Source organism: Nitrosovibrio tenuis (assembly GCF_900109785.1).
Classification (GTDB): Bacteria; Pseudomonadota; Gammaproteobacteria; order Burkholderiales; family Nitrosomonadaceae; genus Nitrosospira; species Nitrosospira tenuis_A.
This window is the reverse complement of sequence record NZ_FOBH01000004.1, coordinates 244,689-256,713: the sequence shown is the minus strand read 5'-3', so window position 1 is coordinate 256,713 and position 12,025 is coordinate 244,689. Positions and strand designations below refer to the sequence as shown.

At 56.9% G+C, this 12,025-nt stretch carries 11 protein-coding genes and 1 pseudogene; 8 read left to right on the top strand and 4 right to left on the bottom strand.

The window, feature by feature from the left end; genetic code table 11:
- The 8 genes and pseudogenes from BMX00_RS15015 to BMX00_RS07770 all read left to right on the top strand — a co-directional run.
- Window positions 1–102 (top strand): annotated as a pseudogene (locus BMX00_RS15015) (methane monooxygenase/ammonia monooxygenase subunit C); the annotation flags it as partial.
- Between the two features lie 224 nt (window positions 103–326).
- The gene (locus BMX00_RS07800) at window positions 327–1,151 is read left to right on the top strand and encodes a methane monooxygenase/ammonia monooxygenase subunit A (RefSeq protein ID WP_090828443.1); all 825 of its coding nucleotides are present in this window, start codon (window positions 327–329) and stop codon (window positions 1,149–1,151) included.
- Between the two features lies 1 nt (window position 1,152).
- The gene (locus BMX00_RS07795) at window positions 1,153–2,397 is read left to right on the top strand and encodes a methane monooxygenase/ammonia monooxygenase subunit B (protein WP_090828442.1); all 1,245 of its coding nucleotides are present in this window, start codon (window positions 1,153–1,155) and stop codon (window positions 2,395–2,397) included.
- A gap of 250 nt (window positions 2,398–2,647) precedes the next feature.
- Window positions 2,648–3,250 (top strand): hypothetical protein, encoded by a 603-nt coding sequence (locus BMX00_RS07790; RefSeq protein ID WP_245727924.1) that lies wholly within the window; start codon window positions 2,648–2,650, stop codon window positions 3,248–3,250.
- A 114-nt stretch (window positions 3,251–3,364) separates the two neighbouring features.
- The gene (locus tag BMX00_RS07785) at window positions 3,365–3,946 is read left to right on the top strand and encodes a hypothetical protein (RefSeq protein ID WP_245727923.1); all 582 of its coding nucleotides are present in this window, start codon (window positions 3,365–3,367) and stop codon (window positions 3,944–3,946) included.
- 285 nt (window positions 3,947–4,231) lie between these two features.
- Window positions 4,232–4,639, top strand: a complete 408-nt coding sequence (locus BMX00_RS07780) for a copper resistance CopC family protein (RefSeq protein ID WP_245727921.1) — start codon at window positions 4,232–4,234, stop codon at window positions 4,637–4,639.
- Window positions 4,636–6,783 (top strand): c-type cytochrome, encoded by a 2,148-nt coding sequence (locus BMX00_RS07775; RefSeq protein WP_090828441.1) that lies wholly within the window; start codon window positions 4,636–4,638, stop codon window positions 6,781–6,783. Before BMX00_RS07780 ends, BMX00_RS07775 begins: the two co-directional genes overlap by 4 nt.
- A 118-nt stretch (window positions 6,784–6,901) precedes the next feature.
- Entirely contained in the window at window positions 6,902–7,390 is a 489-nt protein-coding gene (locus BMX00_RS07770; RefSeq protein WP_090828440.1) for a hypothetical protein, read from the top strand.
- 136 nt (window positions 7,391–7,526) lie between these two features.
- Here BMX00_RS07770 and BMX00_RS07765 read toward each other — a convergent pair whose 3' ends face one another.
- From BMX00_RS07765 to BMX00_RS07750, 4 genes are all read right to left on the bottom strand, one after another.
- Entirely contained in the window at window positions 7,527–8,837 is a 1,311-nt protein-coding gene (locus BMX00_RS07765) for an MFS transporter (RefSeq protein WP_245727919.1), read from the bottom strand.
- A 239-nt stretch (window positions 8,838–9,076) separates the two neighbouring features.
- Window positions 9,077–9,355, bottom strand: a complete 279-nt coding sequence (locus BMX00_RS07760) for a hypothetical protein (RefSeq protein WP_090828439.1) — start codon at window positions 9,353–9,355, stop codon at window positions 9,077–9,079.
- A gap of 516 nt (window positions 9,356–9,871) precedes the next feature.
- Entirely contained in the window at window positions 9,872–11,323 is a 1,452-nt protein-coding gene (gene rng, locus BMX00_RS07755) for a ribonuclease G (protein ID WP_090828438.1), read from the bottom strand.
- Between the two features lie 23 nt (window positions 11,324–11,346).
- Window positions 11,347–12,012 (bottom strand): Maf family protein, encoded by a 666-nt coding sequence (locus tag BMX00_RS07750; RefSeq protein ID WP_425433876.1) that lies wholly within the window; start codon window positions 12,010–12,012, stop codon window positions 11,347–11,349.
- Window positions 12,013–12,025: the final 13 nt, after the last annotated feature.

The following is a 12,025-nucleotide window of genomic DNA, read 5'->3' as shown; positions in this document are numbered from 1 at the left end:
GGCGGCATTGCTGCCCAGATCATCACCCGCTACTCCAACCTCACGGACGTAGTCTGGAACGGACAGAGCAAAGTCATCCTCAACAACCGCATCGTACCGTAATCGGCAGAAATTGCTGATCGGCAGCAAAAAGCTGTATTGCGGCCCTGGCTTCCCGGCTTGACCGGAGAGCCAGTGGCCGGGCCGCCTGAAGAGACACACCGGACCGGCGCACGCCGGACCGGACTGGGCGGCAGGGAAGGCAAGACAGCCAAACGGCAAGACAGACAGAAACAAGCAACACATAGAGTTTTAGAGATCGTAGACATACTTGAGGGGAGGGTGCGATGAGCAGAACAGATGAGATTATACGGGCGGCGAAAATGCCGCCTGAAGCAGTAAAGATGTCCAGGATGATAGACGTGATTTATTTCCCGATTCTATGCATCCTGCTGGTAGGGACCTACCACATGCACTTCATGTTGCTGGCGGGCGACTGGGACTTCTGGCTGGACTGGAAAGACCGTCAATGGTGGCCTGTGGTCACCCCCATAGTAGGGATCACCTACTGTGCCGCCATCATGTACTACCTATGGGTGAACTACCGACTGCCCTATGGCGCCACATTGTGTATCGTCTGCCTGCTGGTAGGCGAATGGCTGACGCGATTCTGGGGATTTTACTGGTGGTCGCACTACCCCATCAACTTCGTATTTCCCTCCACCATGATACCTGGGGCACTGGTCATGGATACCGTCATGCTGCTCACCCGCAACTGGATGATCACCGCACTGGTCGGAGGCGGCGCATTTGGCCTGCTGTTCTACCCGGGCAACTGGCCCATCTTTGGTCCGACCCACCTGCCGCTGGTAGCCGAAGGCGTGTTGCTGTCGGTAGCCGACTACACCGGGTTCCTGTATGTACGCACCGGCACACCTGAGTACGTACGCCTGATCGAACAAGGCTCACTGCGCACCTTTGGCGGCCACACCACCGTGATTGCCGCGTTCTTCTCCGCGTTTGTCTCCATGCTCATGTTCACCGTATGGTGGTACTTTGGCAAGGTCTACTGCACCGCCTTCTACTACGTCAAGGGTGCCCGTGGACGCGTATCCATGAAGAACGACGTGACCGCATACGGCGAAGAAGGGTTTCCGGAGGGGATCAAATAAAATGAACAACCTGATCAAACGCAGCTTAACAGGCCTGTGCGGCGCAGCCGCACTGAGCATGGGCCTGATGCTCGACATACAGCCGGCCTCTGCCCACGGCGAACGCTCGCAGGAACCGTTCCTGCGCATGCGTACCATCCAGTGGTACGACATGAAATGGGGGCCTGAAACCACCAAGGTGAACGACTTTGCCGCCATGACCGGCAAATTCCACCTGGCGGAAGACTGGCCGCGGGCCGTTGGCAAGCCGGGACGCGCCTTCTTCAACGTAGGCAGCCCCAGCCCCGTGTTTGTACGGCTGTCCACCAAGCTCAATGGCGAACCGACCTACATCTCGGGTCCGCTCGAGATTGGCCGCGACTACGCCTTTGAAGCCAAGCTCAAAGCGCGCATACCGGGACGCCACCACATGCACGCCATGGTCAACATCAAGGACGCAGGCCCGATTGCAGGGCCTGCAGCCTGGATGAACATCACCGGCAGCTGGGACGACTTCACCAACCCGGTGAAGCTGTTGACGGGCGAGACCATCGACACCGAGACCTTCAACTACAGCAATGGCATGTTCTGGCACGCCCTGTGGCTGGGACTTGGCATCTTCTGGATAGGCTACTACGTTGCCCGGCCCATGTTCCTGCCGCGCAGCCGCGTACTCCTGGCCTATGGAGACGAACTGCTGCTCGATCCGATGGACAAGAAAGTAGCCTGGGTGGTATTGATCCTGACCTTTGGCATCGTATGGGGCGGCTATCGGTATACCGAAAGCAAACACCCCTACACCGTGCCGATTCAGGCGGGCGAATCGAAAGTGCAACCCATGCCGGTCAAGCCCAACCCCATCTCCATCAAGGTGACCCACGCCAACTACGACGTACCGGGACGCGCCCTGCGGGTGACCATGAGTGTCACCAACAGCGGCGACAGCGCCTACCGGATTGGCGAATTCACCACGGCGGGCGTACGCTTCATCAACAAAGTGGGTTTGAAGCACCTGGACCGCAACTATCCGAAAGAACTCGTAGCCACGGGCTTGTCGTTTGACAACGAAACACCGATCCAGCCTGGCGAGACGCGTGAAGTCAAGATGGAAGCGAAAGATGCGCTGTGGGAAGTACAACGCCTGATGGCGCTCCTGGGTGACCCGGAAAGCCGCTTTGGCGGATTGCTGATGACCTGGAACGAAGCGGGTGATCGCAACATCAACAGCATTGCCGGTGCCGTGATACCGGTCTTTACCAAGCTCTAGGAAACTGGGGAACCTCTACCCGAGGTTCCCATACTAACCGGGACACCGGGACACCGGTTCGCCGCCGTCCAAAGACGAAGGTGGATCGGTGTTTTTTTAAGTGAATGAATAGAAATCCAGCAAACAAATCGTCTTGACCTCTGGAAGCGCCTCATCGGAGGGACGGACTGAACCATTGTAGCGGCTCTGTAGACAGTGACTCTTGGCAACTTTGCAATACAAGCGGGAGGACCCGTTCGTGGTTAGGCGAATGAGACGGACGGCGATGCGTGCACCGATACAGGCAATGGCGCGGCCCCTGGCAACTGCGGCGTTCATCCTGATTGCGGCCCTCCATGCCGGCGCAGCCGGCGCCCATGGAAAGGAATCGCTGGAAGAAGACAGTTGCGTGCGCCGGATCGGCGAGAACATGGTGCACCTGAGCGCCTACCAACCGCAATTTGACGCTGGCGCCCAATACTGCACCGAAATTCCCAAAGGCGGAGATACCTATCTGGTGGTGGACCTCGTCGACCCCGCCCTGCGCGACATGCCCATCGGCATGCGCGTCGTCAAGGGAACGAATGAAGCGGAAGACGAGACGGTCAGCCTGCAGCGTCCCAGCCATCACCCTGACGGCGTGATCCGGGGCGAGGCCAGCCTCGATCAGGGATTGTACACCGTCATCATTACCGCGGAAGGAACGCCGCCTTTGACCTACCGGTATCCCTTGCGCGTACAGATGATCAACTATGCCAATATCTTTCGCACCGCGGTCGGGCCGCTGATAGCCCTGCTGCTTCTGGCCCTGCTGGGATACAAACTCATGAAATCCAAGCGCATGCAGCGCTGGCGCTCCGGGACTCGCCCATGACGGTATGCCGCTCATAACCTGTTTGATCCGGAACCTGCGCGGATCAGCGCTTCCGAATCCGATCCGGTATCTGATCCATATATCTGACCCACCAATCTATAGGCGAATTTGATCATGTCCTTAAAATTCATAAAACCTGCGCTCCTGTGCCTGACGCTGTCCATGAGCGCGCCCTATGCCACCCAGGTGCAAGCCCATGGCGGATTGTCTTTAGCCGATGACGTCTGCAAACTCACCATAGGCCCCTATACCATGCACTTTACCGGCTACCAGCCGGAAGCCACGCAAGAGAAGGAATTCTGCGAAGACATCCCGGCCACGGGCCGCACCGTAGTGGCGCTGGATTACATCGAAGAGGCACTGCGCCCCCTGCCGACCGAAGTGCGCATCATCCGCGATACCGGGGCGGCCACGGAAGCCAAGGAAAACCTTGATAAAATCACCATCCTGCACATCCCGGCCAAAGTCTACCCCAATGGCTCGATCAACTTTGAATACGACTTCATGCAGCCCGGCAAATTCGTAGGCCTGGTAACCGTCGGTGACAAACAGGAATACGTCTCGCGCTTCCCCTTCTCGGTGGGAGAACCGAAAGGCACCTCGCCCTTCCTCATAGGCGCCATTGCCGCCGTGGTGGTGGCTGCGGTGGTATTCTTCCTGCGCGGGCGCAAACCCACGAAAATGAGCGCGACCTGAACGATTTGATGCAAGGACTGGAATACAAGACTGAATGCAAAGACTGAACGCAACTGATGAACCGGGCGCATGCTTAAAGCAAGCGCCCGCTGAAGCATCAGCAGGCAGAGCCCATCCTGTTCTCTGCCCGGGCAGCACCTGAACCATACTGAAGCAAAGCAGTCCAATAAAATACCTGCACCACTCAAGGGGGTATAGACAGGGGGACAATAGAGGATATCCGTCTGTCTCGATATCGATCTCTCCCGTTGCGAGTGGAAGCGGTTCTGAACGAGGAGCAAAGACATGCAATCATGGATGACTCCCGCCCTCCGGCGGGTCGTGACGGGCAGCGCGCTGATCACGGCGCTGGTGGCGGGCCTGTACAGTGCGCCGGTACTGGCGCATGCCATGCTGGTCAAGGCCGAGCCCCCGCGCCGGGCGCAGCTCACCCAGCCGCCCACCCAGGTGAGGCTCTGGTTCAACGAAGAAGTGGAAAAGGATTACGCCTCCCTTGGCGTCACCCACGCGGACAAGAGCGTCAGCGAAGCCAAGCCCCAGGTTGCCCAAGACGACCCCAAATCCATCATCCTGCCCTTGCCGCAGCTATCTCCCGGGAAATACACGGTAAAGTTCCGGGTACTGTCGGTGGACGGCCACGTGGTTGACTCGTCCTACGACTTCACGGTAAAGAGCAAAGTACCTGCAAAATGATCGAGGTCATCGCGACGCTGTTTCGCTGGTTACAGCTTGCGTCCAACATGATCCTGGTCGGCGGCTGCGTATTTCTGGCCATTGCCGGCGCCTTCCACTCCCCCTGGGTCACCCGCCTGGAACGCGCCCTGCCCTGGCTCGGACTCATTCTCCTGGTGGGATTGCTGGGCATTCTCGCCACCACCACCGCCCAGGCCACCGGCGTCCCCGATAACGCCTGGCGGGTCCAGGCCTGGCTCGGACTGCTGCAAAATACCCGCATGGGCCACATCTGGATCGGACGCGCCGCCTGCGCCGTGGCAGTGCTTGCCATTGCCTGCTACCTGCGCTACAGCCCGCGGGCGCGCTGGAAATACCTGCTGTGCGCCACCGCCGCATCGATCACCCTGACCGTGGGGGCGCTGGCGAGCCACTCCGCGGCCGAAGAGCTCTCGCTCCTGTCGGTATTGCCTTACGCCCTGCATATCATCCTGGCGAGCGTGTGGTTTGGGGCCTTGCCCGCCTTCCTGGCCATCTGTTTCGCCTGCACCGAGCCCATGGGCGCAGATAAGGCAACCAAAGGCGGCGCGCGTCCCGGCATCCAGACCGAGGCTATAGCCCGCATCCACGCCCTGTTCCAATCGCGCGAACAAGCGGTCCAGGCCGGCGCAGAGGCGCTCAAGCGCTTCTCGGCCATGGCGCTGCCCGTCATGCTGGCCGTGATCGCCACCGGCGTCATCATTACCGACCGCATGGTCGATGCCAGCTATAGCGGGCTGGTCGCCACCCGCTATGGCTGGCTGCTCGACGCCAAGGTTGCCCTGCTGGGCGTGGTGCTGGTGATTGCCGCGCGCGCCCGCTCCACCTGGCTGCCGCTGCTCGCCCAGGGCTCGGCCAGCCAGGACAGCGTAACCAAAGATAACACCCAGGACAGCGCAAACCTGGACCGTGCGCTGGCGGGCGGACAAAAGCTCAGAAAGTGGGTCAGCTTCGAATTCATGCTCGCCTTGGGGATCGTGCTGCTTGCCACCATCGTGGCCAACACCGTGCCCGCCAAGCACGCCCTCATCCAGGAGTGGCCCTATTCGTTCCGCTTCTCGCTTGCGGCCACCTGGGGCGACCCCACCGTGATGACCAGAGTCTGGAGCGGCGTGGCGCTGCTGGTGGCCGCCGGCGGGGCCATCGCCCTCGGGCGCCGCAAACACTGGAACACCAAGCTTCGCATCGGCGTCCCGGCGGCGCTCATCGTTGCCGCCCTGGCCACAGGCCTGCCGCCCCTGGCCGTTGATGCCTATCCGGAAACCTACCGCAAGACCCCGGTCCCGTTTGATACCATCTCCATTGCCAACGGCTCGGGCCTCTTTGCCGAGAACTGCGTGGCCTGCCATGGGTCCCAGGGCAAGGGCGACGGCGTCATGGCCAAGAGCTTTGCCAAACCGCCGGTCGACATGCTGACCGAACCGCATACCGCCAAGCATACCGCAGGCGACTTCTTCCATTGGCTGACCTTCGGCATTCCCGATACCGGCATGCCGGTATTTGCCGACAAGCTCACCGAAGAAGACCGCTGGGATGTGGTCAATTACCTGCATGCCATGTCCCGCGGCTACCAGGCGCGCCTGATGAGCCCCAAGGTCAAACCCGAGCAACCCCAGCCCAACATGGGCCCGCCCAACTTCTCCTATACCGCGTACGATGGCTCAAGTGGTACCCTGAAAGACTTCCGTGGACAGAAGAACGTGCTGCTCGTCCTGTTCTCGTGGCCACACTCGCAGGAGCGGCTCCGTGAGCTGGGCGAGCTCTATCCGAGGCTCGCCCAGGCCAACACCATCCTGCTGGCAGTTCCGGAGGGCGACCCCAGCGCACAGGAACTGGCCCACATCGCCGCGCAGGTTCCCTTCCCCGTGGTCAACCAGGGCGCCCATGAGGTCGTGCAAAGCTACGCCCTGTTTCGCAGGACGCTGTCCAAACCCGATCTCCTGGGCGAAGGCACCCTGCCGCGCCATATGGAATTCGTAATCGACCGCTTTGGCTACCTGCGCGCCCGCTGGATACCCGATGCCGACGGCCCGGGCTGGAATCATGCCGACATGCTGCTGCAACAGCTCGCACAACTCAACCGGGAAAAGGAAATCCTCCCACCACCCGGCGATCACGTCCATTGAGCGCGCGGTCAATAAAACACAAGAGATCAGCCAGTGGGATAACGCCTGGAGCAGGTTTATCTTTCAATCAAATTTGATCGTTACCCCGTAGTTCGCAGTCCGCATAAGGAGAGAAGAGATGCACAAATCATTGGCCACTGTATTGATTAGTACGACGCTGGCCGTATCACTGCCCGTTTCAGCGCATACCGAGCAACACTTCGACAACATCACAACGCCGCATGGTGGGCAGATGCGCATGGCGGGGCCGTATCATCTGGAGCTCGTCACAAAGGACAAGGAAATCGTACTCTATGTAACGGATCACGGGGATAACAATGTTGCCACGGAGGGAGGAGTGGGCAAAGCAAGCATCCAGGTAGGCAAGGCAAAACCTAAAACTTCGGTAAAGTTGGAACCTGCTGGCGACAACATGCTCAGGGGCAGCGGGGATTTCTCTGTCACCCCGGACACGGCGATTATCGTGTTCCTCAAATTGCCAGAATACGAAGCGCAATCGGCTCGCTTCACGCCGCTCAAGCCCAAGGCGAAACCCGCTAAAAAATCCCAGGCTGGCAAAACCCCAGCCGGAGCGAACGAGGCGCACGACCACCATATGCATCATTAAGACGCGTCAGGGTTTCCTTTTGCGCTGAGCTGCATATCAATTGGCAACCGGGGGGCGGGCAAGCGAGTGGGTAAAAGAAAGATACAGAAAGATACCATTCGGTATTGTTTCGAATTGTACCCGCCTTGGCAAATCGTCAGATCGCTTCAGCGTGCAGAGCGGCTTCGCGGCCCCTACGTATATTTACACTCATCAATATCGCCAGACCGATAATGAAGTAACCGCCGGAGATCAGCATGGCAAGCCGGTGATCGCCCCGTGAAATCCAGCTTACCAAACCATAGGTCAAAGGTCCGAGTATCGATGACAATTTCACCGCTAATCCCCACAATCCAAAAAATTCAGCACGCCTCGGCGCTGGGCTGAAATAGCCTACCAAAGCCCTCGCCGCTGACTGGGATGCCCCTAGACACAGGCCGGCAACATTTGCAGCCAGCCAGAACATCCCACGCGTTTCCGCCATCCACGCAAGCAATACCATAACCATCCAACCAAGAAGCGTCAGCGCCATGGTACGGATATGGCCCATTCGGTCTTGCATATTTCCGAAAACGAATGCGCCCACCGAAGCCGTGACGTTAACCACCAGCACAAGAAACATGGTATCGGCCGTATTAAAGCCCATCACCTGCTGAGCATATATAGCCGCCAGTGTAATAACAGTCTGTATACCCGCCTGGTAAAATACGAGACAGGCCAGGAATCGGGTCAGATCGCGATAATCGCGTACGCGATCGAGCGTTTCCTTCAGTCTGGCAAATGCTTCATGCATCACGCTAATTCCGGCTCTGTGCGGCTGGGGTAGAGCCCGTTCCTTGAGGTAAAGGAAGGTCGGAATACTGGATACCGCAAACAAGCCGGCCGTAATCAACATGGTTACGGGAACAAACTGGTCAGCTGGCAGGCCTTGCCCCTGCGCCCAAGTGACATATGCCAGCGATAGACCCAGGCTGACAAGACCACCGATGTAACCAAAGCTCCAGCCCCAGCCTGACACTTTACCCAGCGTATCGCTCCGTGCCAACTCCGGCAAAAATGCTGCGATCAGGTTTTCACCGGTACCAAAAAAAAAATTGCTAAGGATAACGAGCGCTGCGGCCAACCATAAATCGCCCGGTCCTGCAAAGTAGAGCATAGCGGTGAAAAGAACGCAGCCTATGGTGGTCAGAAGCAGCAAACGTTTTTTCGCGCCATATGCGTCAGCATAGGCCCCCACCACAGGTGCGGTCAAAATGATGAGCCCGTACGACACCGCGAGCGATATCGTCCAGGCAAGCGTTCCCCAGTCCTCGTTGTTCGCTATGACCGCAACAAAGTAAGCGTTGAAAATTGCGGTAATGACAACGGTCGTGTAGCCGGAATTGGCAAAATCAAACATCGCCCATGACCATGCTTCCCGGCGGCTCACCCCTGTTGCAAGATAAGGCGATTCCTCGTCTAGGCGCATGGGCAGTCACCGCTGATTAAACGCATGCGCAAGAGCATGTAATATATTTGAGTCATCTTGCGGGGCACATTTATCGAAGAATGCCTGAAGGAATGCCGGGCATACAGGAACGGTATGCTAAGACTCGGGATGATTCCAAGGGAAGCACGGAAAAGGAGCGGGGGAAACGCGGGTCACGGGCCCTGAATTGCATCAACATCGCCCGTTCTGACTGAAAAGCAGAAAACCGCCGGTCGGCATCAATGCCTTACATGGCCCGGTCCGCCGCATACATTCACCAAAACGCCTATCAAGTTTAGCATCCCTTCGATAAGTACGTTTAAATGCTCCTCGTTGGGCTCAGCCCTGCGCAATAGAGAGAGGGTCTCCTCCACCGGTATTTCCGCATGGTTTATCTGATGATGAGCAAGATTCAAGGCGAGCAATCGCGCGCATTCCGCAAGTTGCTCTTTCGTCGCTTTCTTTATCAGTATATCTGCCAGCTCATATGTTTCGTCTAAAGCTGATGTGTCGACCATAGGAGTCCCATTATTAGAAGTTATTCGACCTTTTATTGCAAAGATTAACCCAATCAGCGCATTCCGAATGCGCCTGCTTGGGCGTGAGCCATATGCAAACAAACAGTTCAGTGATGATCCGCGTTAAGCGCTGCGCCGCAAAAGCTCGCCAAAAAAGGAAGCGATTGGTTTCCCTATGTTAACCGCATTGCGAGATTTTACCATTGGACCGAAGTACGGCTACCCGTAACCGAGGCTTATCAAAAGGAGATATGCGTAATCACAATATCAATGTGTTTACCGATGCGCGTTTACCGATGCGCTCACAAGATCCCATGTTGCGTATCGTTCCCACATTGATAGCCGATAAGCTCTAAGACGGGAGAACGATGTTTAAATGCCAAGGCAATGAAAGCAGTTATCTCCGAGTTAGCGATGCACAAAGAAGTCCGAATACATCGTCCATGGAGACGGAAATCTGGAGATGGAGATCGGCAGTAAACACGCCGATGATCTCTAATTTATCCGCCACAGTTGCTACATCAAAATCACATCATATTGTTCCTGGGTATAGGTTGCCTCGACCTGCAGACTGATGGGTTTGGCAATAAAATCGGCCAGTTGCGCCAAGCTTTGGGATTCCTCATCGAGAAACAGGTCGATCACCTGTTGCGATGCAAGTATCCGAAACTCGCGCGCATCGAATTGACGGGATTCGCGCAGCAACTCACGCAGAATTTCGTAACACATCGTTTGTGCTGTCCTTATTTTACTGCGGCCCTGGCAGGTTGGACACGTCTCGCACAGGGCATGAGCAAGGCTTTCACGCGTGCGTTTCCGCGTCATTTCCACCAGCCCAAGCGCAGTAAAGCCATTTACCGTCATATGTGTTCTGTCTTTGGTCAATGACTTCTTGAATTCCGCAAGTACGGCGTTCTTGTGCTCTGCATCCTCCATATCGATAAAATCGATAATGATAATGCCGCCGAGATTTCGCAGACGCAACTGACGCGCTATGGACTGAGCCGCCTCGAGGTTGGTTTTGAAAATGGTGTCGTCGAAGCTCCGCACGCCAACAAAACCCCCGGTATTCACATCGATCGTGGTAAGCGCCTCGGTTTGGTCGATAATGAGATATCCGCCGGATTTCAGATCGACGCGCCGCGCGAGGGATTTTTCGATTTCTTCTTCCACGCCATACAGATCAAATAATGGCCGCTCCCCAGCATAATGGTCTATCCGGTCCATCACGTTGGACATGTAAACCTGGGCAAATGCCCTCATCTTCTGAAATGTCTCGCGCGAATCAACCAGAATACGCGTTGTGTCGTCATTCACGAAATCCCGCAGGACGCGATAGCTGAGATTCAGGTCCTGATACAACAACCCAGGCAGCGCAGCCGCCGACGTCTCCTTGATATCGCGCCATAGCTTGTGCAGGTATTCGATATCTGTGCGCAGATCCTGCTCGCTCGCGGCCTCAGCCATCGTACGAATGATAAAGCCGCCCTTCTCTCCGGACGGCAGCAAATGCTTCAGCCTCTCGCGGAGAGACTTACGCTCGGTTTCATCCTCTATGCGCTGGGAAATGCCGATATGGGCAACCTGAGGCAGGTAGACCAGCATTCGCCCGGCAATGCTGACTTGGGTAGAAAGGCGCGCCCCCTTGGTACCGATGGAATCCTTGATAACCTGGACGAGAATGTTCTTCCCTTCATGCAGCAGTCTTTCGATAGGTTTATCAGCATCCTCGCTCTGGCGTAACCGCCATATATCAGCGAGGTGGAGGAAGGCAGCGCGATCCAGGCCGATGTCGACAAAGGCGGACTGCATTCCCGGCAGTACGCGGGTAACGCGGCCATTGTAAATATTGCCGACGATCCCGCAGCTGCTGGTTCGCTCGATGTGCAATTCCTGCACCGCGCCTTGCTCGATGAAGGCAACTCGCGTTTCCTGCGGCGTAATGTTGACGAGAATTTCGCTGCTCATGCAAAAGCTGGTTTACTGCCAAGTTAAGAAAATATGGGTATACCAGACTCTTCCAGCAACTGTGCTGTCTCGAATAGTGGCAGTCCCATTACCCCGCTATAGCTACCTGCAATCTCAGGTATGAAAACGGCTGCAATGCCCTGGATTGCATAACCGCCAGCTTTATCATAGGCTTCAGTACCGGCAAGATAGCTGCGGATTTCGCGTTCCCCGATATCACGGAATCGCACCGTGGACGCGGATACGCGCACGTGAGTTCCATTTTGTGTGGTCACCGCAACTGCCGTCAAGACCTGATGAGTCTGACCGGAAAGTGTACCGAGCATTTTCTCCGCGTCGGCGAAGCTTTTCGGCTTGCCAAAAATGCGATCCCTCAGCACGACCGCTGTATCGGCCGCCAATACCGGGAGATCAGCCAACCTTCTCTGTAAAGCCCGTAAGCGCCCCATCTCGGCTTTTGCTCGCGCAATACGGGAAACATAATCGATGGGATTTTCATCGGCCAGCCGAATCTCATCTACATCGGCTTGCCGAGGCAAAGCCTCACGTAGCAGCAACGGCTCGAAATTGACTCCAATCTGCCTCAGCAATTCGAACCGCCGAGGACTACGGGAAGCAAGGTAAATACGACCATCCGTAAGCGTCACGGTACAGAAATTCCTGAATGGATAGCCACGGCTTGTTGCCAACCCCCAACTCTCT